The sequence below is a fragment of the Thermopirellula anaerolimosa genome (genome assembly GCF_054657335.1).
The window spans coordinates 988670-1011528 of the sequence record NZ_BAAHYX010000004.1 but is presented as its reverse complement, the minus strand read 5'-3'; the positions used below and the strand labels follow the sequence as shown (position 1 = coordinate 1011528).

The 22859-nt window shown below is 62.4% G+C and carries 16 protein-coding genes; 10 read left to right on the top strand and 6 right to left on the bottom strand.

Annotated features, from left to right (window positions below; translation table 11 throughout):
- Positions 1 to 9 precede the first annotated feature (9 nt).
- Together ACYQ6J_RS04375 and ACYQ6J_RS04370 are read right to left on the bottom strand one after the other, a co-directional pair.
- Positions 10 to 1377: a Gfo/Idh/MocA family protein gene (locus ACYQ6J_RS04375; protein WP_460182976.1), complete on the bottom strand. Its 1368-nt coding sequence runs from the start codon at positions 1375 to 1377 to the stop codon at positions 10 to 12.
- A gap of 264 nt (positions 1378 to 1641) precedes the next feature.
- Positions 1642 to 2982, bottom strand: a complete 1341-nt coding sequence (locus ACYQ6J_RS04370) for an excinuclease ABC subunit UvrC (RefSeq protein WP_460182975.1) — start codon at positions 2980 to 2982, stop codon at positions 1642 to 1644.
- Positions 2983 to 3208: 226 nt separating this feature from the next.
- Between ACYQ6J_RS04370 and ACYQ6J_RS04365 the strand changes: the two genes are divergently transcribed.
- The 6 genes from ACYQ6J_RS04365 (at position 3209) to ACYQ6J_RS04340 (ending at position 10084) form a co-directional block, all read left to right on the top strand.
- Positions 3209 to 4660 (top strand): glycoside hydrolase 5 family protein, encoded by a 1452-nt coding sequence (locus tag ACYQ6J_RS04365; protein ID WP_460182974.1) that lies wholly within the window; start codon positions 3209 to 3211, stop codon positions 4658 to 4660.
- Positions 4661 to 4943: 283 nt separating this feature from the next.
- Complete coding sequence (locus ACYQ6J_RS04360) at positions 4944 to 5273, top strand: hypothetical protein (RefSeq protein ID WP_460182973.1); 330 nt, start codon at positions 4944 to 4946, stop codon at positions 5271 to 5273.
- A 172-nt stretch (positions 5274 to 5445) separates the two neighbouring features.
- Positions 5446 to 6408, top strand: coding sequence for a hypothetical protein (locus tag ACYQ6J_RS04355; protein ID WP_460182972.1), 963 nt, complete (start codon positions 5446 to 5448; stop codon positions 6406 to 6408).
- Between the two features lie 207 nt (positions 6409 to 6615).
- Positions 6616 to 8193, top strand: a complete 1578-nt coding sequence (locus tag ACYQ6J_RS04350; protein WP_460182971.1) for an Hsp70 family protein — start codon at positions 6616 to 6618, stop codon at positions 8191 to 8193.
- Between the two features lie 58 nt (positions 8194 to 8251).
- Positions 8252 to 9250 (top strand): GspE/PulE/PilB domain-containing protein, encoded by a 999-nt coding sequence (locus tag ACYQ6J_RS04345; protein ID WP_460182970.1) that lies wholly within the window; start codon positions 8252 to 8254, stop codon positions 9248 to 9250.
- A 150-nt stretch (positions 9251 to 9400) separates the two neighbouring features.
- Positions 9401 to 10084, top strand: coding sequence for a hypothetical protein (locus tag ACYQ6J_RS04340; protein ID WP_460182969.1), 684 nt, complete (start codon positions 9401 to 9403; stop codon positions 10082 to 10084).
- 141 nt (positions 10085 to 10225) lie between these two features.
- Here the strand turns inward: ACYQ6J_RS04340 and ACYQ6J_RS04335 are convergent, their stop codons facing one another.
- Positions 10226 to 11263: a 3-oxoacyl-ACP synthase III family protein gene (locus ACYQ6J_RS04335; protein ID WP_460182968.1), complete on the bottom strand. Its 1038-nt coding sequence runs from the start codon at positions 11261 to 11263 to the stop codon at positions 10226 to 10228.
- Between the two features lie 384 nt (positions 11264 to 11647).
- Between ACYQ6J_RS04335 and ACYQ6J_RS04330 the strand changes: the two genes are divergently transcribed.
- Together ACYQ6J_RS04330 and ACYQ6J_RS04325 are read left to right on the top strand one after the other, a co-directional pair.
- Entirely contained in the window at positions 11648 to 12133 is a 486-nt protein-coding gene (locus tag ACYQ6J_RS04330) for a hypothetical protein (protein WP_460182967.1), read from the top strand.
- Positions 12134 to 12223: 90 nt separating this feature from the next.
- Positions 12224 to 13237 (top strand): DUF1559 domain-containing protein, encoded by a 1014-nt coding sequence (locus ACYQ6J_RS04325; protein ID WP_460182966.1) that lies wholly within the window; start codon positions 12224 to 12226, stop codon positions 13235 to 13237.
- Between the two features lie 204 nt (positions 13238 to 13441).
- Here ACYQ6J_RS04325 and ACYQ6J_RS04320 read toward each other — a convergent pair whose 3' ends face one another.
- A complete protein-coding gene (locus tag ACYQ6J_RS04320) occupies positions 13442 to 14380 on the bottom strand; it encodes a hypothetical protein (RefSeq protein ID WP_460182965.1) in 939 nt (312 codons plus the stop codon).
- 482 nt (positions 14381 to 14862) lie between these two features.
- On the opposite strand from ACYQ6J_RS04320, the gene ACYQ6J_RS04315 reads away from it, so the two are divergent.
- The gene (locus ACYQ6J_RS04315) at positions 14863 to 17148 is read left to right on the top strand and encodes a serine/threonine protein kinase (RefSeq protein ID WP_460182964.1); all 2286 of its coding nucleotides are present in this window, start codon (positions 14863 to 14865) and stop codon (positions 17146 to 17148) included.
- A gap of 63 nt (positions 17149 to 17211) precedes the next feature.
- Positions 17212 to 19128: an adenylate/guanylate cyclase domain-containing protein gene (locus ACYQ6J_RS04310; protein ID WP_460182963.1), complete on the top strand. Its 1917-nt coding sequence runs from the start codon at positions 17212 to 17214 to the stop codon at positions 19126 to 19128.
- Positions 19129 to 19140: 12 nt separating this feature from the next.
- Here ACYQ6J_RS04310 and ACYQ6J_RS04305 read toward each other — a convergent pair whose 3' ends face one another.
- Positions 19141 to 20127, bottom strand: a complete 987-nt coding sequence (locus ACYQ6J_RS04305; protein ID WP_460182962.1) for a histone deacetylase family protein — start codon at positions 20125 to 20127, stop codon at positions 19141 to 19143.
- Between the two features lie 70 nt (positions 20128 to 20197).
- On the bottom strand, positions 20198 to 22558 hold the full coding sequence (locus ACYQ6J_RS04300; protein WP_460182961.1) for a YfhO family protein: 2361 nt from the start codon (positions 22556 to 22558) through the stop codon (positions 20198 to 20200).
- Between the last annotated feature and the right edge of the window lie 301 nt (positions 22559 to 22859).

Sequence of the window (22859 nt, the reverse complement as noted above, 5' to 3'; positions counted from 1 at the left end):
CCCGCGGCTTCAAATCTTAATCTCGTATCCTTTGCGACTCTCCCGAGAGAGGAACGCATTGGCTTGCGCGTCGCCCAAGATCTCACGTTGGACCGGATCCCAGCGAAGCTCTCGGCCTAAACGCATCGCGATGTTGGACAGGTGGCAGATCTCCAGCATGCGGTTGTGCGACCACACGTCGGAGATGGGCTGCTTCCGCGATTTCATCGCCTCGATGAAGTTGACGCTGTGGTTCGCGCTGATCGGGCCGCCGTAGAGCTGCTCCAGGGCGTCTTCCGGCAGCGGGTTGTCTTGGAGGTCTTCGACGGGCTTGCCGCTGATCCTGCCTCGATTCACGAAGAAGCGACCCTCCGTGCCCTCGAAGAGGATGCCGTTGTCGCCTTCGCTGGTGATCAGCAATTCCACACCCCCAGGCATGTCGGCGCGGATGTTGAACTGCGTGGCCACGTTGTAGCGATCGTGGACGACGGGATAGCCGTCCTTGTACTCGCAGGCCAAGGCGTAGTCGAGCGGAGTGACCTTGCTGGGGCCGGTGTTGCTCGCGCCCAAGGCCCATACGGCGATGTCCACGTGATGGGCCCCCCAGTCGGTCAGTTTGCCCCCGGAATACTCGTGCCAATTGCGGAACGAGTAATGGCAGTTGCTGTAGAGGGGCACGCCGCCGCCGTAGCCGGTCCGCAGTTCGGGCAGTGCCCGGTACGGGACTTTTTCCGCGGGACCAAGCCAGAAGTCCCAATCCAGGCCTTCGGGAACCGGCGCCTCGGGGATGGGCGGCGAACTTTCCATGCCGTTGATACCGCAGGTGACCTTTTGCACCTTGCCGATTCGGCCGTGCTGCACCAGCGCCACCGCCAACAGGAAACGCTTGTCGCATTCGGTCCGCTGCATGGTACCGACCTGAAACACGCGCCCGGTCTCGTTGACGACCTTCTCGATCAGTTTGCCTTCGTCGATCGTCAGGGTCAGCGGCTTTTCGCAGTATACGTCCTTTCCGGCATACATGGCCTCGACGGCGATCTTGGTATGCCAGTGGTCGGGCGTGGCGATCATGACCGCATCGATGTCCTTGCGGTCGAGCACACGGCGGTAATCTTTGTAAGCGTCGGGCTTCTTGCCTTGCCCCTTTTCCGTCTTTTGAACGTTCTCTTCCAAGACTTTGGCATCGACGTCCGCCAAGGCCGCGAAGTCGGCGAAACCGATAGTCTTCTGGGTAATCGCCCAGCCTTGATTGCGCAGCCCGATGGTCGCGAAGACGGGCCGCTCGTTCGCGGATTCAAAACCCTTCGCGAACCGCCGCGGCGACAGGATAAGCCCGGCGGCGCCCAAGGCGGCGGTGCTCTGCAAAAAACGACGACGTGAGGTGCGGTGCTTCGACATTTCCCGGTTTTCCCTCGAACAACATTGCGGAGTCGGTCGTCCGGTCTTCCCGGATGATCGCGGAAAAAACAACGGCGACGCACACCCTGGTTCGGATGCGCTCTGCGCTACGATCACGGCGCGGCCCTGACGGAATACCGCCGGCACCGAACCGAACTCGAGCATCAATCGCTAGTGTAACAGGAATTCCGGTCGGATTCACGGACCGGCGCTCGTCGATGGAATTGCAGCCCTAATTTCACCGCGGGTTGCCTCTGCGAGGGGTCAGCGGTCCTTGCCCCCCAACGTGGACCGCTTCCGCAGCAGGTGGTGGTAATGTTGGGCGAACCGATGGGCCTCGTCGCGAACGTATTGCAACAGGCGCAGCGCGAAGGAATGCCGACTCAATCGCATCGGTTCCGGCGAATCGGGCAGGTGGATCTCTTCTTCTCGCTTGGCCAGGGCCAGAACCGCGGCGGGGCGACGCCTCATCTCGCCCAGCACCGCCATCGCAGCGTGGAGTTGCCCCTTCCCGCCGTCGATCAACAGCACGTCCGGCAGCGGTTCGTCGGCGTCGTCTTGCAGGCGTTGAAAACGCCGCTGGACGACCTCGCGGATCGAGGCGTAGTCGTCCACGCCCTGCACGGAACGGATGCGGAATCGCTTGTAACCGGGTTTGAACGGCAGGCCGTCCAAGAATTGCACGACCGCGGCGACGGTCTCACTGCCGGCAAGATGAGCGATGTCCATTCCTTCGATGATCCGCGGCGGGACGGAAAGCTTGAGCACTTTTTGCAGGCCGGCCAATCCCTTGCGAGGATCCACGTGGAAAACCTCCGGCTGTACGTGCACATCGAGTTTGCCGCGCTCGTCGAGTTTTTCCAGGAACTCGATCTCGTCGCGGAGTCTGGCCGCTTCCTCGAATCGCAGGGCCGCCGCCGCCTCTTTCATTTCGCGGCGCATGTCGCGCAGCAAATCCTGCTTATGCCCTTCCAGGAACCGCTGGAGACGGCGGATCGACCGGCGGTAGTCCTCTTTGCTGATTCGCAGATTGCACGGCGCCGTGCATTGATGAATGGAGGCCAGCAGGCAGGGGCGAAACCACCGCCAACGCGGATCGCTCTCGTCGATGTCCAAATTGCACGTGCGAAACTTGAAAATCTTTTGCAGCACCTGAATCGCGCCCCGCAAGGCTCGGGGACTGGTGAAAGGACCGTAGAGCTTGGTGCCTCGCTCCTGGGGTTCCCGGGTGAAGAGCACGCGGGGGAAATCCTCGCGGATGTGGATCTCCAAATAGGGGAAGGTCTTGTCGTCCTTCAACTCGCGGTTGAACTTGGGTTGGATATCCTTGATCAGCCGCGCTTCCATCAAGACGGCGTCGACTTCGCTTTCCGCCTCTAAGTAGTCGATATCGCGGATTTCGCGGACAAGTTGGGCGGTGCGGGGATCGACGGCGGCGGCTTTGAGAAAGTAACTGCCTGCTCGGTTTCTGAGGTCCTTGGCTTTGCCCACGTAGATGACGCGACCGGCTTCGTCCTTCATCAAATAGACGCCCGGCTTGTGCGGAAAACTTCGCACTTTCAGCGCGGCGGGTGACGTTTCTCGCGGGGCTTCTCCGTCGGACATCGTGCGGCATCCTCCGTAGCCAAAGGTACTGTAATTATACGGCTTCTCTCTGCCGGAAGTGGGATCGGCCGAATCGCTTGAACCGTTGCGGACTTGGCGATTATGATGTCCGTGCTTCCAGCGGGACGAGGCACGGCGCGCGTTATTCCGTCAGTATGTCCGTGCGGACGACTCCCTTCGGATCCGCTTCACACCGCGTAATAGCACTTTGAAAGGGGATGGCATCGTGAAAACGCTGACGAGTCTCGTCGTGGTCTGCGCTCTTTCGCTCCGGCGAACCGCCATGCTCGCGATTTGTGCGATGACCGTCGCCGCCGCGGAGGCCGCCGACGATTCTCTCCGCGAGTACGTAAGGGTCAGCCCGCACAACGCTCGATACTTCGAGTTGACCGACGGAACCCCGTACATTCCGATCGGTTTGAATCTGTGCGGCGCCCCTGCCGACGGTCTGCCGGGGCTGGAGAAGTGGTTCGCCAAGCTTTCCGCGGAGGGCGGCAATTACGCGCGAATCTGGTTGAGCAACCCCTTTTTCGATGTGGAGCATACTCGCAGCGGTGAGTTCGACGAAGAGCGGGCGCAGAGGATCGACGCCTTGTTCGCCCTGGCCAAAAAGTATGGAATACGGTTAAAGCTGTGCACGGAGCACTTTCGGCATTTGGGCGAGGGCACGCAAGCCTGGGCGGCCAAACCTCTGCACTTGAAGGCGAACGGCGGTCCCGCCCTCGATACGGCCGACTTCTTTCGCGGGGAGGCGGGCCGCAAGGCCTACCAACGCAAATTGGCCTGGTATGCCGATCGCTACGGCGACGATCCCATCGTCTTCGGTTGGGAGCTATGGAACGAAATGGACGCCGTTCGGGTCGATGTCTGGGAACCGTGGGCGGCCGAGATGCTGCCCGAGTTGCATCGACTCTTTCCAAAGAACTTGGCCATGCAGAGCCTGGGGAGTTACGATCACGAGAATAAACGTGAGCGGTATCGGCGTCTTTGCCTCTTGCCGGGCAACGACGTGCTGCAAGTCCATCGTTATCTGGATCTCGGAGCGGCTTGGGAAGTGTGCCACGGTCCGGTCGCGGTGCTTGCCGCCGAGGCGGTTCGCGATATTCGGTCCTTCGGCGTGGAGAAGCCCGTTCTGCTGGCCGAGAGCGGGGCCGTGGAACCGTCCCACAGCGGTCCTTTCAAGCTGTACGCCGAGGACCGCGACGGCATCCTGCTTCACGACGTGTTGTTCGCGCCGTTTTTTGCGGGAGCGGCCGGACCGGGGCATATTTGGCATTGGGACGTTTACGTGGACCGAAACGATTTGTGGTGGCAATTCGGACGCTTCCGCCGTGCCATCCGCGACGTGAACCCGATTCGCGAGGGGTTTCAGCCAGTGGAGGTTCCGCACCCCCGACTGTTGGTCCTAGGGCTGGAGGGGCGTCGTCTCACGCTCTTGTGGTGCCGCGATCGGGAGAATACCTGGCGGACGGAGTTGGCGGAAAAACGCCCGCCCTCAACGATTCGCGACGCCGAACTGGACCTGGCGTTGTTGGGATCGTCGGACCAGATGACCACGGCCCGATTCTACGATCCCTGGACCGACCACGAGAGCGAACCCGTGCCGTGCGGCGCCGTCCTCAGGCTACCGGAGTTTCGCCGTTCCCTGGTCGTTCGCATCGAGAAAGGCGGTGACTAGCCGGCTTGGCGGAGTACCTCGGGTTCAGAATTGCCGCAGACTACTCCGCCGCCACACACACTTCGCTCCCGGCGGGCGAAAGAGGGTGATGATCCTGAGGCTTTAGGAGGATGGGTCGAGGCGGTTCGAATAGATGGTCCAATGCCCCTTCGCGCGTGGGGTTGAGGCTGGCGATCTGGGATGAAATAGAGTATCATAAACGCTGGGTGTCCCGACCCATCGCTGAGGTGGGGGCTATTCTCTCTTCTGCGATGGGGTTTTTCCTTTTTCGAGGGGACTGGCGATGGCGCGAAGAGTTCTGGATCGCAAAGCGTTACGCGAACAGGCGGAGGCGGCGGAAAAGAGTAAGGAGTTGATGGGCGAGGGCGGAGAAGAAAAGGCAGCCGCGAAGAAGCCCGCCGCTAAAACTCCCCGAAAGAGCCGAGCCAAGGCCGCGAAGACTTACAAGTTGGTGGCGGTGTGGGGAGTCTTCAATCAGACCATGGTTCAGGTTCAAACTTTCGACTATTCCCGCCGTGCCGACGCCGAAAAGGCGGCGCAAGAGCTGACCGAGAGCAAAAAGGTGCCGCATTTCGTGCAGCTTGTCAAACAACAGGTGGAAGTGGAGTCGTGAGGCGATCGGACGATCGACGGGCCGTCTTCGTCCTGCGTCATGACTCCGACCGATCCGCCGTCGTGTTGGTTCACGTCGGAGGACGTTCCGGGATATCCCGTCGTCGCCGTGGAGGGACCGTGTCGATCGACCGGTGAACAACGCTGTGCCGGCCAGGATCCGGAGGAACACGATGCAAAAGCCGCATTGGATCGTCCCCGTCATGATGGCGGCCCTGGTGCTTTGGGGGCCGGCATCCGGTTGTTCCAAGACGTCGTCGGAGAAATCAGAGCCCGCCGCCGGACCGTCCGTTCCCGATCTTGCCCAGCCCGACATGCCGCCGCTGGGCGACTACCTGCCGCTATTGGACGAGGGACGGTTGGAGATGGCGCCGCCCAAGAGTTGGGCGGTTTCGCCCCGCAGCGCTAAGTTCGTCGTTCGCTTTCAGAGCGATCCGTCGGCCCCGTATCCGTCCGTCGTGGTGACGGTCGAGGACTGTGCTCAATTTCGCAACGTGACGGAAAAAAACATCGGGCAGTATGTGAAATATGTTGCTGCCGAGATGGAAGCCGCGGGGCGAAGCGGCACGATTCAGCCCGCGCGGATCGGGCAAATGATCGGCGTTGTCTACCAGCGGCGGGTCAAGGTCAAGGATAGCCTGGGGACCATCTTGGACCAGCTTTATTTCGACACGGTCCGCGGAGGACGGCGATACCGCTTTCAGCTTTGGGCCAATTCCGACGTGATCGATTTGGCGAAGCCTGCGTTTTTGAGTATCCTCAACGGTACGAAGTTTTCTGCGGTCGAGGAGATGGAAGCCGAGTCGCTCGGAAGTGAATCGGATTCGTCGGCCCAGGAATCGGCGGCGAAACCGGCCCCGAAGCCCGCGGGAGCGCCCGCCGAACAACCGCCGAAACCGCCGACTGCCGAACCAAAGGCGGAGACGCCCGCTCCCATGCCGTCCGCCGCGGAGGCCGCACCGGAAGCAAAGCCGGAGGCGAAGCCCGCCGCTCCGGCGGAAGTGAAACCCGCGGAGCCGAAATCACCGGAGACCCCGGAGCCTAAAAAAGAGGAAAAGAAAGAGGAAAAGAAGGAGGAGAAAAAAGAGAAATCGGTGGATGATGTGCTGCAAGACGTAGATTCTTTGTTAAGGTAGAAGAAAAGGCGGCGGTGGGAACCGAAAGACCGCCCCAAATGTTGACTGAGGGAACGTCCTGGTCGAACGGGAAGGATTCGTTCGGCCGCGAGGCAGGAGGCCCGTCCCGCGGAATCGCCGAACATCGAGCGGCGCACCTTTTCCGCGGAATTCATGTGTCCACGACGTCGGGATTTCCTGCTTTTCGTATTCTCGGGAACAATCGCTATGCAATTTGAACCTGGCCACACCGTCGGCATTGACCTGGGAACGACGTTCTCTGAAATCGCCATTTTGAACGACGAGGGCAACCCCGTAACGTTGCCCAACGACGACGGCGATGAGTTGACGGCGAGCGTGATTTTGTTGGCGGAGAGCGGTCACGTGATCGTGGGACCGCGCCGCGAGCGTGCCGCCTTCGAGTCGCCGGAAAACGTCGTCGAACGGATCAAGCGGTACATGGGCGTGCCCGACTTTCGCCGTACGTTCGACGGTCGGGAAATCTCGCCGGAGTTCATTTCGGCGTTGATCCTGAAAAAGCTCAAGCAGGACGCCGAGCGGCGGATCGGCACGATCGGCAATGCGGTGGTGACGGTGCCCTATTACTTCAACGACGCCCGGCGTAAGGCCACCGAAGACGCCGGTCGCATCGCGGGGCTGAACGTCATCGACATCATGAATGAGCCGACTGCCGCCACGTTGGCTTACGCATGGCACGAGGGCGTGCTGGGCAATCCCGACGTCAAGATCGACACGCCCCGCAAGGTGTTGGTGTACGACCTGGGCGGCGGTACCTTCGACGTGACCTTGGTCGAGTACACGGCTACCCACTTTCGCGTGCTGGCCACCGACGGCGACGTGCAATTGGGCGGCGTCGATTGGAACGATCGCTTGCTGGACTATTGTGCCGAGGAATTCAAGAAGCGGCACGGGGTGGACCCCCGCGAGTCGGCCCAGCAGATTCAAATCATGCGGAACGATTGCGACCTGGCCAAGATCGACCTTACCGATCGCGAGGAGACGGTGATCCACGTGCGGTTCGGCGACAAGGCCATGGACACCCCGGTCACGCGGAAATTGTTCGAGGAATTGACCGCCGACCTGTTGCAGCGGACGGCGGACACTACGATGCTGGTGTTGGACGAGGCCGGCGTCGCGCCGGCGGATTTGGAAGCGGTGGTGCTGGTGGGCGGATCGACGCTCATGCCCCAGGTGCCGCGCATGCTCGAGGAGTTGTTGCAGCGCAAGCCGTATACCGGCATTTCGCCCCACACCGCGGTGGCGCAGGGCGCCGCCATCCACGCGGCCATTCTGGAGGCCAAGTATCGCGGCGAGGAAAGCGAATTAGCGGAACGCATCCGGCGGCGCTTGTCCATCGTGCAGCAAGAGAACGTCAATTCGCACGGGCTGGGCATCGTGGCCTTGGATCCCAAGAGCGGCAAGACCGTCAATCACGTCATGATTCCGCGCAACAGTCGCATCCCCATTGAAGTCCGGCGCATCTTCAAGACCTCCAAGGACGATCAAGAGCGGATAACGGTGCAGGTGCTCGAGGGCGACGCGCCCGATCCGTTCGCTTGCTCACTTTTGGGCAAGTGCCGCATCGTCGACTTGCCGCACGGGTTGCCCAAGGGATCGCCCGTCGAAGTCTCGTACGCGTTCACTTCGCAGGGGCGCGTCGTGGTCACCGCGCGGGACAAGACCACCGGCCGGGAGGCCCAGATCGAGATCGAACGTCGCGGCGGGTTGCGTGAGGAGGACGTGGATACGTTGAAGCGATTGGCCGATCAATACAAAGTCGAGTGACGGTCGCGGCGGTCTCTCCGGCGTCGCATCGCCGTGACAGATGGAAGGGAATACCGGCATGGCCAAGAAGCCGATCGACGTCTATCGAGAGTGGTTGGGGATCGAGGAAGCCGAACGCCCGGTGAACTACTATCGTTTGCTCGGGCTGAAACTGTTCGAGGACGACGTCGGCAAAATCCGGTCGCAGTACCGTAAGCTCAACGCCCATGTCCGCAAGTACGCCTCGGGCGACTACGCGTTCGAGTCGCAGGAATTGTTGAATGAGCTGGCCAAGGCCATGCTCTGCCTGACCGACGCCCAGCGGAAACGCGAATACGACGCCGTTTTGGGCCGCAAGGACGTGGGCGAGGGACGCCGCCGTACTCTGGAGGAAATCCTTCTCGCCGAAAAGGTGCTGACGCCCGAGGATTTGGAACGGGCACGACGTTTCGCCAAGGCCGTGGGACTGGAGATTCGCGACGCCGTCGTGCAGCAGAAACTAGCCCCGCCGGACGTCGTGATCCAGGCCTATGCCGAATCGGAGGGGTTGCCCTACATCGACCTCGAGGAAACCGCCGTCGATGAAGCGCTCATCAAGCAGGTTCCCGCCGTTTTCGCCCGGCAAAACTCGGTCATACCGGTCATGATCGACGACAGCCAGGTTTTGGTGGCGTCGCCGTTCCCGATCAATCCCGACGTGGAGGAGCAACTCCGTCTGCGATTCGGCGTGCCCGTACGGACGCTGTTGACGACGCCTGCAAGCATCAATGCGGCGGTGACGCGCTACTATTCCCAGGCGCAGCACGCCGCCGACGTCAAGGCGTCGGTCCAGGCTCAACGTGCCGCCAAGGCCGCGTCTCCGTCGCAACAATCGCAGGACCCTGCCGCCGCGACTCGCCAAGCCATACAGTTCGGAATCTTGGCGTTCAACATGGCGGTAATCTTTACCATGCTGGTGCAGATGGTCCTTTGGGGAGCGAGTGATCCGGGGAAAGTCTTCGGCATGATCGTGGTATCCGTCATCGTGGGGACTGCGGCGGGGGTCGGCACGTTCTTTTATCTTCACCGCAAGAGTTAGAATTCGGCACGGGCCGTCGCGGTTGGGGGAGGGTCCGGAAGCAAACGGAAACCGTCCGAGTTCGCGGCGGGGAGCCTTTCCGGTGATGCCGGTCGGCGTCCCTCGTGTGCCTCGATGTCGGGAATGTCCCGGCCCGGCGAGAGCGAATCCATGAACCCAAGGAAATCCGCATCCGTCCGGTCGTCCGATCCCACTGCGGCGGTTTTGCGCTGGATAGCCCAGTCGTACGAGTCGTATCGCCGCTGGCGGGAACGCGGTCGGGAAGTCTATTTGGCGTGCAACGGCGATTCCGCGTTGGCGCGGGTTCGCATTGCTGCGGAATTGCGTCAGGCCGTCGCATCGCCCGATGCCGGCCCGGAAAACGACGAGAAAAGTGACGCGCTGCCTCTGCTGGAGGCGGCGTCGGCGGAAGCGGCCTTACCCCCGCCCTCGCGGTTGCCGTACGTCGACTGGGTGCTCGCGGCCGATTACGTGCTGCTGGCGTGTCGTGAACCGTTCGCGGCCTTGGTTCAGGAGAATACGCGGCGGAAGGAAGAATACCGGCGGATTTGGGAATCGTACGTCCGTCGCCGTTGGGTTTCTGCCGCGAGGAAGTTGATGCGAAGCGATCCCAAGCGAAGCACCGAGGAAATTTTGGCGAGCTTGAAGGCCAAGCATCCCCGCATCACCCAGGCGAACATCTTGGAGGCCCAGCGTCAGGAGCGTGCCGGAGTTCCTCTCCGCAAGCCCGTTCGGCCGACCCGACCTCGCTTGCTGCGACCGTATTCGCCCGTCTACTTCACCGACGTCACGTCGGAATCTTCCGTCGCTCCCCCATCTCCGCCGCCGAATTGAGGCTGGATGACTCGCCTAATTCGAAGTCTCGTCGCTGCGGCGAGTCGGGCGAACCTTTGCACCGGTAGTCTTTGCGGCGGCAATCGGCATGCCGGGAGGGTGGGGCGTCGCCGGGAGGAGGGGTAGCGTTCGGTCCGGCGCCTACCAGCGGAAGATGCCCGTGGCCCAGGATAGTCCGCCTCCGAAACCGCTCAGCAGGACGAGATCACCGCGTTGGAGGCGGCCTTCCCGATCGGCCTCGTCCAAGCACAGTGGGATGCTGCCGGACGACGTGTTCCCGTAGCGATCCAGGTTGTTGTACAGCTTATCGCGAGGAATGCCGATGTCGTCGGCGGCGGCGTGGATGATACGGATGTTGGCCTGGTGAAAGACGACGAGGTTGATGTCGGCGAGGGTGGCTCCGGCCGCCTCCAGAACGTCGTGGACGGTTTGGCGGAGCATGCGGATGGCCCACTTGAAGACGGGTCGCCCATCCATGAATAGGAACGGATAGCCGTTGAGGGCCTCGGCGGAACCGGGATCGCGAAAGGAACCGCCTTGCCGGTAAAGCAAATCGCATCCCGATCCGTCGCTGCCGTAACTGAAGGCGATCAAGCCTTGATCGGAGTCGCCGGGCGCCAATAAGACTGCTCCGGCGCCGTCTCCGAAGATGGGGAACGTCTTGACGTCGGCGGGGTTGCAGACGCGGGAATTGCAGTCGGCACCGATGACCAGGGGCAATTTGGCGCCGCCCGCGGCCACGTATTGCATCCCCGTGATCAGCGCATACATAAAGCTCGTGCACGCCGCCTGGATGTCCATGGCGGGGGCGCAAAGCTGCAATTTGTCTTGCACCAGCGCCGCCGCGGCGGGCATGGTGTAGTCCGGCGTGTACGTGCCCAGCAGGATCAAGTCGACGTCGGCGGGATCCACCCCTGCCCGCGCCATGCACCGTCGTCCCGCCTCTGCGGCCAGATCACTGGTCGCCACGCCGGGCGGGGCGTGCCGGCGTTCCAGTACGCCCGTTCGCTTCACGATCCAATCGGCGTCGTAACCGAGGGCCGCCAAATCCTCATTGCGAACTCGTTGCTCCGGAACGCAGCTACCCAGCCCCACGACTTTGACGCCCGTAATGCTGCCTTTTCGTGACCGCTGGGCGGTGTAGGGAATCTCTCGTTGAAGGGGCGTCTGACTACTCATAAATCCTCGATCGGCGAGCGTCCGATGCTATGCTGGGCAAGACAAAATCCTTGCAATACACTTGCAGCTTCATTATCGTTAAGAGGTTGACGAGAGGCTATCCGGTACAAACCGACTTAGCCGAAAAGTATTGGGTAAGTATAACCCACCCCGTCCCTCTGGAAAATGGGCGATGCCATGGTCCTTCGGATTTTGGCGGCGCGGAGTGCGGGCTGCACGTCTTGACACGCGACGTTGCCGTCCCAGCTTGAGCATCCATCAGTGCTGGTTTTGGTGGTGTTGAGAGCCGAAAAACCCCGTCGAAACTTTTTGCGCATTCTGGCGTTAACAAAGCGGATGTGTTGATTCGGGGCTGAAGGCATTGCAATCGGGAGGTAAAAAGGGATGTCGCGTTCGAAGCGCATGGGTTGGAGGCTGCCGGTGTGCCTGGTCTTGGTGGCCTTGGTCGTGCCTGTCGTGCCGGGGTGCGGCAAAGGCGGGCCGAAGCTGGTCAAGGTATCCGGCCAGGTCTTGATCGACGGCAAGCCGCTGGCGACCGGGGTGCCCGGCTTCATTCAGGTGATTCCGGAAGGCACGCGACCCGCCACTGGAACGATCGATCCGCAGACCGGCAAATTCACTCTGACTACATTCGAAAAAGAGGACGGTTGCCCGGTGGGTACGCATCGCGTCACCGTTACCATGCGCGCCATGGTCGGAACCGAGAGCGTGTCCTTGATCCCTGAGAAGTATGCGGATCCACAAACAACCGATTTGACGGTGACCGTGGACAAGCCGACGGATTCACTGACGATCGAACTGACCGGCCCGTTGGCCAACGTACCGACCGGGCGGATTGCGCCCGAGTCCAATGATCCGAACATCTTTTGAGCGGAACGGAGGGGCGTCCCCTTTTCCTCGCAATGATTTTCGTGAATCGACGTCGTCTCTGATTGTTTCCCGTCTTTAGGAGGTTGAGCCATGGTGTTGAAGGAATCTTGTCGTGGAACGCCGGCGAGCCGATCGCGTATCGGCTTCACGCTGGTCGAGTTGTTGGTGGTCATTGCCATCATCGGTATTTTGATCGCCTTGTTGCTGCCCGCCGTTCAGGCCGCCCGTGAGGCGGCACGCCGCAGCCAATGCACGAACAATCTGAAGCAGATCGCATTGGCGACGGCCAACTACGAGAACGTGGTGAAGTCCATTCCGCCTGGACGAATGGGCTCCGACTGCTCCGACTACTACGGTTTGGCGCCTACCAGCGGTGCGAACATCAAGTACGATTACCAGCGGCAGGGGACGTCGGGCTTCGTCATGTTGCTTCCGTACATGGAAGAAAAGAACCTCTACGATTCCTTGAACGGTTTCCAAATGGGAGCGATTCTACCGGCGGGATGCGGCCTTGGGCCGTCCACCTCGGGTTGGTTGAATACCATTCCCAACTATCAGCAGGTCTTTCGTACGCGACCTTCCGTATTCGTTTGCCCCAGTTCGACGGATGAGCCGTTCCGTACGGGTACGCCCGAGTATTCGACCGGGTGCTACGCCCTTTGCTCCGGTTCCATCGGCCCCAGCAACGGTATCAGCGGAGCGGTGAAGGCCGGGAACACGGGCATGTTCATGTACATCCGCTCCATGAAGTTTTCGGACTGCTTGGACGGTCTAAGCTCCACCATCTTCTTCGGAGAGGTGATCAAGTCGCATACCGCCGAGGGAACGAACCGCTGGTGGATTGCCGGGCGACACACCGACTCCCTGCGAACTACCGATAACCCGCTGAACACTCCGGTCGGTGAGGGTATCACCTATCCGGCGGGTGGCGGCGGCATCGGATCCGGTCGCAATAACGGTGCGTTCGGCAGTTTCCATCCCGGCGGAGGCAATTTCGCCTTCGGCGACGGCAGTGTGCGATTCATTAGCAATACCATCGACATCGTGATTTACCGCGCCCTTTCCACTCGGGAGGGCGGCGAGACGAATACGGGCGGCTTCTAGGTTTGGAATCGCTCCCCGCGACCGCGTCCGCGCCGGCCTGAGCGCGGATGGTCGTTGGGGCATGCGTTTTAGAAAAAGCCCAGGTCGATTCGATCGATCTCATTAAGCCTTCCGGCGGAGCGGCGGGACGTTCCGCGGGAAGGCTTTTTGCCGCAATCGCGGGGTTGAAGTGGCGATACTCGGCCTGCGCCCGCCGCTTCGGCATCACATTCCCGGTGAAACGGATCGCCTCGTCTTCCGAAACCGTCGCAAGAATTCGGGAACGTGCAGCATCTGGGAGAGCAGGGTGCCGCCGAATCGCCGCGCGGCGGCGAACGATCGCGCGACACCCAGGCACAAAAGAGGCGCCCAAATCTGCCCCCAATATTGATTGAAGGGTTGCCCCACCAGGGCGAAGAAGGCGACGTAGGCCGCGTAAGTCGCCGCCCCACGCTGCCCCAATTCGCTCTTGCATCCCACGAATCCCAAGGTCGCCAAGCCGAAATAGAGCACGGTGAACCAGCGCGGAAGCAGGACGAGAAGAAAGTGCATCCGGGCCGTCGATAGGACGAAGTCGATTCCGCCGCCGCACAGCCAACCGCGGGAAGCGACGGCCTGGGGCGGGATGTGGTGGATGACTTGCGTCGCGTGCCAGGCGAAGTAGATTGCCCAAAGGAATAGCCCGACTGACCAGGCGACGAACTCGCGCCGCCGTCCGCGCATCCAGGCGACGGCGAGCGCCGTAAGACAGTAAGGCACGGCGAGTTCCCGAACAAACACGGCGGCAATGCCCACGATTGCCGCCGGAACGCCTCGGCCCGACGACGCCAAGAGCAGGGATAGCAAGATCAGATTCCCCGCCCAGAGCTCGGAGGAATAGTACAGCCTCGGCATGATGCCGGGAATCAAGGAGAGAGCCGTCAGCACGACCCAGATCCAGGCGGCGGGCGAGAACTCGGGATTCCGTCGAACCTCGCCGAAGCCCAGAAGCAGGATCACTGCGCCCAGCACGCCCAGCAGCAGCCTGGCGTCGTCGGGGCGGGGCAGGGCGGCGATCAGGGCCGACAATAGGGGTTGCCGCCAATTGAAGACGCTCTTGGCGGGATAGCCCCGCCTCGGAAGCTCGTCTGCCGCCGCGTCGTAGTAGGACTCTCCCGCTCGCATGCGGCGGACCTCCGCCTCGTATAGCGCGAGATCGTAGGAGGGGTGTTCCCCAGAGGGCCGGGCCGTGTCGCCTGTCACCATTGAGGAGCGGGTCTCGGTAACGGTGGGTCGCCTGTCTTGGCCGGCCCAGCGAACGGCGAGGGCGATCACAAGGATCGATCCGAGAGCGATGGTCGCTTGCACGCACCGCAACGGGGTACGCGGTCGATTCGGTGCCGAGGTTGACGTGGATTCGTGCATCGGTATATCGCGGCCCAAGGTGGGGCGTTCAAAAAAAGGGGTGCGCAGTGCCTCGCTGCGCAAAGTGTAGCTCGCGGAGGGCAATTGCTTGGGCGATGTGGTGCCGCGACCGAGTCGCTTCGAGGCGGATTTTCGGCAAACTTGATATACTTGCGATGATGGGTCCGCGCGGACCGACCGGGAGACCGTTTCGCACGAAACCGCGGCGCAAAAGTCGGATAGAGCACCTTGGGTCCGTCTTGATGATCGACGAACCGACAATTCCCCAGGACGGTACGGCCAGGCGCATCTCGCAAGAGATGAGCTTGCAGCGTCGTCGCCCTCCCGCCGACGTGCCGGGCTACGATATCGAGCGTTTGCTGGGCATGGGGGCCTACGGCGAGGTCTGGGTGGCCGTGGACCGGAACACGGGCCGTCGCGTAGCCGTCAAGTTCTACGCCCATCGCGGCGGGTTGGACTGGTCGCTCTTGTCGCGCGAGGTGGAGAAACTGGTCTTCCTATCGGCCGACCGCTACATCGTGCAACTGATTGCCGTCGGTTGGGACTCCGATCCGCCGTATTACATCATGGAGTTCATGGAGCAGGGTTCACTCGCCGACCGATTGGCGGGAGGGCCGCTGCCGCCCGGCGAGGCGGTCCGGGTGTTCCGCGACGTGGCGATCGGGCTGCTCCATGCGCACAACAAAGGGGTGTTGCACTGCGACCTCAAACCGGCCAACGTGCTGTTAGACCAGGACGGCAAACCGAGACTGGGAGACTTCGGCCAGTCCCGATTGTCACACGAGCAATTGCCCGCCCTCGGGACCCTCTTCTACATGGCGCCGGAGCAGGCCGACCTGCATTCCGTGCCCGATGCACGCTGGGACATCTACGGCTTGGGCGGCCTTTTGTACTGCATGTTGACGGGCAAACCGCCTCATCGGGACGACGAATCGGCCGAGCGGATCGAGCGGATTACCGATCTGGAGGAACGCCTGGCGGCCTACCGAAAATGGATCGTGGAATCGGGGGTGCCGACGCAACACCGCGCGATTCCCGGCGTGGATCGCGGCCTGGCGACCATTGTCGAGCGGTGTTTGAATCCCGATCCCAAACAGCGATATCCCAGCGTTTCCGCGGTGTTGGCGGCGCTGGACGCCTGGTCTTTGCAAAAGACGCGGCGTCCGCTGCTTGTGCTGGGCTTCCTCGGCCCGATCCTGTTGTTATGCGTGTTCGCCGTGTTCGCGTGGCGAGGGTTTTCGACCGCCGTCGCGCGCTCCGAACGGAATCTGACGGTGCGCGCCCTGCAAAACAACCGGTTGATGGCCGAGTACGTGGCCGACTTGGCGGGCAAGGAGTTGCGGCGACGCTTCGACGCGGTGGAACAGTTGGCGGTTCATCCCCGTTTCTTGCAGGCGGTGCGCGACTTCGTTCAGGACCAGGAAGTTCGGCCTCTTTTGGATTCCTTGAACCGGCCCGCAGCCGATGAATCGGAACTGGAAGAGCTTCAGGAGCGATTCCGCGAGCATCCGGCGCGGCGGCGATTCCAGCACGAGTTCGAAGCCCTGTTGCCTCGCTGGATGAGTCCGCCGACCGACGGCGAGGGGGAACGGCCGAGCGATGACGTGGCGAGTTGGTTCTTTTGCGATGCGCGGGGTATTTCGGTCACGCGCGTACCGCAGTCTCGAACCATCGGCCGCAACTACGCTTGGCGGAGCTTTTTCACCGGGTGGGATCGCGATCAAGATCGGCTTTGGCGGCCGGGCACTCCCGATCTGCATTTGCACGAAACGACACTCTCCGCGGTGTTCCGCAGCGATGCCAGCAACTTGTGGATCACCGCGGTGGCGACGCCGGTCCGAGATCCCGGCACGGGGGAATTCCTGGGCGTGTTGGCTCTCACCGTTCGCGTGACGCGCTTTGTGGAGTTGCAGGGGAACCCCTCGCAATTTCCCGTATTGGTGGAAATGCGACCGGGTGATTATTGGGGGATGATCTTGCAGCATCCTTTGTTCGATGAGATTTTGCAGCGCGAAGGGCGTCTCCCCGATCGGTTCAAGGATTATCGCATCTCGCAGGAGGAGCTTCCGCCGGTGTTCGACGGCAGCACGTCCCCTCCCGCCGCCGCCGTCGATTTCCACGATCCGTTGTCCGAAGATCCGCTGGGAGCGGCCTATGCGCGGCGCTATCTGGCGCAGCAAGCCGCGGTCACGGTGAAACGGGCCGGGAGCGACGTTGCCGAGGCGACGGGGTGGTTGGTGTTGGTTCAGGAGGACTACGAATCGGCCCTGGCGCGTCCCCTGCAAGAGATGCGGACGAAGCTCTTCCAGTTCGGCCTGATTGCGGCGGGCATGGTGATGGTGATTCTGCTTGGGCTGTGGACCTTGGCCCTGCGATTGCTCCGCGAGGTCTCGCCCGTTCCCAACGATAACTGGGAATGGGAAGTGCTCCCGCGAAATCCGCTTCGAGACCGAGGTGATTGGACGCCGACGCGTCGCACGGTGGAGAGCACGCACGATTGGGAAAACGCGATGAGGGAGGACTCGTGACCTGCGTCACCGCACCAACGACAACGGTCCGTCCGCCGGCGCGTCATCAGGAGGTCTTGGGACATGGCTGAACCCTCCGCCATCCATCTGATCGCGCAAGGCGAGAACCCGGAAGACCGCTGGCGAAAGCCCCTTCCCGCCGGTGTGCCCGTGATGTTGGGGCGAGCAGCCGGTTCGTGGTCGGCGGCCTGGGACCCGCACATCTCCCGCATCCATGCGGAACTGCTTCTGGATGGCGACCGTCTCGACGTCCGCAAAGTTCCCACGGCCAGGAATCCCGTGTTTTTCCGCGGACGGGCTGTGGAAACGGCCTCCGTGTCCTTGGGCGAGTGTTTCGTCATCGGGCGGACCTCGTTCACCCTGGTGCGGCAAGAGGCGCGGATCACGGCGGATCACCCCGATCCGGTGCAGCAACAAGAATTCTCCCCGCAGCATTTGCGGCAAATCGCCTTCGTCAACCCGAATCATCGCTTGGAGGTGCTGTCGCGACTGACGCAGGCCTTGTCGTCGGCGGCGACGGAGCGCGAGATGTGCGGGCGCTTGGTCAATCTGGTTCTGGCCGGGATGCCGAACGCGGAGGCTGCCGCCGTGGTGCGGGTGGAGGAAGAAAAGGATGGCGGAAGGCGGGGTGAGGAGTCGCCCGGGGCGGAGGCGTCCACTGCCGGGTCCGGGGCCGCCATCCGGGTCCTGGAATGGGATCGGCGTTTGCTGACTGCCGGCGATTTTCGCCCCAGCCGGCGGCTGATCTTGCAGACTTGGCAAAAGAGGCGGAGCCTGCTGCACGTGTGGTCGGGAGATTGGCTCCGGCACCGCGGCGGAGGCTCGGCGGTCGCCGCGCCCGATCCCCGAGGGGGACCGACGCCGAGTTACCGTGCCGAGGAGTTTTCCGTCTATACCGCGCGGCAAAACGTGGATTGGGCGGCCTGCACGCCCATCTTTTTGGAAGGCGTACCGCATTGGGCGATCTACGCGGCGGGCGGACTTCGCAGCAACGGCACGCCCCCGTCCAGCGGCGCCGGCGACCTCCGCGAAGACGTCAAGTTCTTGGAACTGGTGGCCTCCATGGCGTCCTCTCTCTTGCAACTGCGTCAATTGCAACGGCATCGCGCCGTGCTCTCGCAGTTCTTTTCGCCGCTGGTGCTGGAGGGCTTGGCGGAAGGCGATCCCGAGGAATTGCTGCAACCGCGCGAAGTGGACGTGACGGTGCTGTTTTGCGATCTCCGCGGGTTCAGCTTGGAGTCGGAACGCAACGCCGCGCAACTGCTGCAACTGCTGCGGCGTGTCAGCATGACGCTGGAGGTCATGACGCGCTGCATCCTGAACGAGGGCGGCGTGATCGGAGACTTTCAAGGCGATGCGGCGATGGGGTTTTGGGGTTGGCCCTTGCCGCAAGAGGACGGGATTGCCCGGGCCTGCCGCGCGGCCTTGGCGATCCGGCAAGAGTTCCAATCCGCGACGTCGTCGGCGGAAGACGCCGCGACCGGATTCCGCGTGGGCATCGGTATTGCGCACGGTCCGGCGGTGGCGGGCAAGATCGGTACCGCTGACCATGCCAAGGTCACGGTCTTCGGACCGCCCGTCAATCTGGCCTCCCGCCTGGAAGGCATCACCAAGGTCTTTCGCGTTCCGATTCTGATCGATGAAGCGACTGCGGAATACGTCCGCCGGCACATGGCGCCGACGGCGGCAAGGACGCGAAAACTGGCGGTGGTGCGTCCCTACGGCATGGAGCGGCGCGTTACCGTGAGCGAATTACTTCCGCCGGAGAGCGGCGACTCGGTGTTGAAGGATGAGCACCTCCGTTGGTCCGACGCCGCCGTGGAGGCCTTCGCGGAAGGCCAATGGGAGGAGGCCTTCGAATGGCTCCATCGTCTGCCCGCAGCGGATCCGGCGGCGGACTTCTTGACCGTGCACATCGCCCGGCACAACCGGCGACCGCCGCCGCACTGGGACGGGGCGATCACGTTGGACGGCAAGTGAACGACGGCGGTGTCACCCCTCGCCCGCTTCGGTCCCGCCTTTCGGCGGCGCGTCAGGTGGGGGAACGTTCGGGCCGAGTATTTCGGCGAGGTGGATCGCAAAACAGTCGGGCATGATCCGCCGGTTGTAGCCGCCTTCCAATACGCTGACGCACCGCCCTCCGCAATGGGTTTCGGCCAAGTCCAAGACGATGCGGGTCAAAGGCCCGAAATCCTCCGTCTCCAATCCCAGGTTGCCCACGGGATCGAGTCGATGCGTGTCGAAGCCTGCGCTGAGGAGAATGAGTTGAGGCTTGACCTTGGCGGCGAAATCGTCCAGGGCGTCTCCCAGTCGATGCAGATACTCGGTGCGTGAGGTCCCGTAGCGGACGGGGACGTTGCGCGTGTAGCCCAGGCCGGCTCCTTCGCCCTGTTCGTCCTCGTCGCCCGTGCCGGGGTAAAAGGGCCAACGATGGATCGAAAGGAAGGCCACGCGCGGATCTTCCCAAAAGGTTGCTTGGGTGCCGTTGCCGTGATGGATGTCCCAATCCACGATCAAAACGCGGTCCAGTCCCAACTGCCAAACCGCGGTCGCAGCGCCCACCGCGATGTTGTTGAAGATGCAGAACCCCATGGCCCGATCTCGCAGGGCGTGATGTCCCGGCGGCCGGACGAGGCACGCGGCCCGGCGATCCTCGCCCTGAACAACGCGGCGAACCGCATCGCATACGGCGCCGACGGCCAAGATGGCCACCTCGTAGGAGTCGGGACTGCACACCGTGTCGTGGTCCAAATCGCCGCCGCCCGCCTTGGCCAACGACCAGACCTCGTCGATGTAGCGAGGAGAATGCACGAGTTGCAGCGTGTTGCGGGGGACGGGCTTCCATTGCGGACGCACGCACCGCTGCAACAGACCCTGCTCTTCCAAACGATCCGGAATATCGCGAATCCGGTCCGCGCTCTCGGGATGCGATCCCGTTTGATGAAGCAGGAAGGCCGGATCGAAATACAGAAGCGTCATGCCGAAACCTCGTGACGGGAAAGGTCGAATTCAGGCCGCCGGGATGCGTCGCCCTTGTTCCACGATGCTTTCAATCTAACTTTTTGTGCGCCCGCTTGCGACCGTCCGACTGACGAACCGCCGCGAGAAAGGCGGTCGCCAGGGCGGTCAGCGCACACAGACTCACACGCCCTCCCCAAACCAAACTCCAGGGACGAAACGTCAAAGTGAGGCGGTGCCTCCCCTCCGGCAGCACGCAACCCATGAAATCTCCGTTGACGCGGAGGACCTCGGCGGCGCGACCGTCGTGGGCGGCGTGCCAACCCGGGTGATAGGCCTCGGATATGACGAGCAACACCGGCCCCGATGCTTGCACCGCGACCAGCATGCGACCCGGCCGATCGGTGATGACACGAATTCGGGCGGTCGCTTCCGGCGATACGTTGATTGGCTTCTCGACCACGGCGGCGACGGCGGAGTCCGTACGCTCGATGACCTCGGGCGTCGCGGCGGAGGCGATCACTTGGCCGACCGTGCGGAACCGCGGCAGGGGACCGGGAGATTTTTCCCAGACCACTGCTGCTTGGCCCATGGACGACGGGCCAAATCGCCCCACCCAGCCTACCTCGGCGATCCGCCGTGCGGCGAGGCTTTGCATGTCGAGCACGCGGCGGGGCGGCAACCCGGCATAGCCGTCCATCCGGCGGAAGCCCCGGACCAAGCACTCGTTGCCGATTGCGGGAAGCGGCGACGGCGAACGCACCGCGGCATCCGGCAAGAATACGACGCGCCCTGACCGGTAGGTATTCTGCGAGTCGTGCAGAGGCGGAGTTGCCGCGAGCGATCGCCACTCGTCGAAGGGCCGGGCATCGCGCCAGACGGCATAACTGAGGCCGTAGCTCGCCAAATCGACGGCAGTCAGTAGGATCAGCCCGATCAAGGCGGTTCGGTGACCGCGTGCGGTCGCCGTGATCGCAAGGGCTGACGTTGAGAATAGCACGATGCCCGCCGCTATGGTTGCGCCGTTTCCCCAAGGAAAACCGCTCGATCGCGATGCAAACGGGAGAACGACCGCGAAAATGCTTGCCGCCGCAAGGGCGAAAGCCGTTCTCGAAAAAACGGAACTTGCAGCACGAAGCGGTTCGGCGGGTGACCGCGAGGTGCGGAGCAGATTACGAAACCCGAATGCGGCCGCGATGACGACGCACAATTGGAACAGCACGACCGCACGGCTGGGACAGCGGAAGGGAAGCCATTGTTGAAGGATGAAGAGCGGCGAGTACCGCCCGAACGCCGTCAGGAGTGCGAGGACGGCACCGACCGCGGAGGCGATCAGGATGATGCGTTCTCGTCGTCGATGGGTGGCGGTTGTCCAAGCCGTCAGCGCCAAACACAGAGGCGCCGCGCCCAGGTATAGTCCCATCTCGTGAGTATTTCCTCCCAAGACGCGATCGCGGAAAAGATACGGTGCGACGAGCTGAAGCAAGTTGACGGGATGCAGTGAGCCGGTCGCAAGAAACTCCGGAGTTGGGGCGGAACGCGCAGAATCGTGAAGCGCCTCCCATGTCGGAAGGAATTGAACGGCCCCCAGTGCCAGTCCGCCGGCTTTTCCAACAAACAAAAGGGAAGCGGAAGCCGACAAGAATCGTCCAATTCCATGCCGGCGACGAGACCGGCGGTCACGGACTAAGGCGAGAGACCGGACGATAAACCAAGCGGTTTCGGCAAGCAGGGAGTACCACACGTATTGCGGATAACCCAGCAGCCATTGCGAGCCTGTGAGAGCGACATATCCCAGCCACGGCCACGCCAGGCGCTGCCTTGCGGTGAGTTGCTTGCCGTTGCGTGATCCATTCGACAGCGTCCTGCGAGCGGCTTCCGCCAGCAGACGATCCTCGCACCAAAGCAACCAAGGCAGGTGCGAGATGACGGCGACGGCGTTGGGATGGACGAATCGCAGGAGCGAGAATCCTCCGAAGGTGAAGATCAGTGCTGCCCAAGCGGCGGCCGCGCGGTCCTTGGCAAGTCGCAAGACGAGCACGAACATGCCGCCCCACAAGACCGCGTAGGAGGAAAGCAGTTCGACCGTGAAGGCCGCGGGCAGGGGCAGCAATCGGTACGTCACCATGTGCCACGGGTGATATGACCCCAGTTGGCCTTCGCCGGTCAGGTAGAATCCGCCGAAGAGGCCCGGGTGCCAGTCGAACGATTCGCCCGCGGCCAATTGCCGGGAATAGAAGTACCGCAACGGCAAATGATAGGCGCCCAGGTCGTCTCGGGTATAGACGTTTCCGCGAAGGGCGGGCAAAGCCATCAAGCATAAGATCGCGATCGACGCCCCCGTAGCCGTGACGGTCGCGACGCGATCGACCCGTGCCTTGCCTGGGACCGGCGAGCTCCACGAGTTGCGGCGAGGCAAACGGCGAGGGTCATCGGTCCAACGGGCGAACATGGCGGATGATGCCTTGCGATCAACCAAAACGAATGGGGGCGGGCACGGCGGGGTGCGATGCAGGTGAACGAGAATCCACGTTTTGCAAGTATAGGGCGCCGCTTAGCCGTCGCCGATGCTACGCGCATCCACGGCACAATCGTTACGGGTCCTCCTCTTTTCGGCCTTTTTGCGGTCGGTTCGCGAAAAAAGATTCAAGTTCGCGATTTGACTTGAGCCGTTTTTGACCTAGCTTTCATTACAGAGGCGAGACTCGAAGGCGATGAGAAAAATCGAAGCCGGAGGGTCGAGCCGAATGACG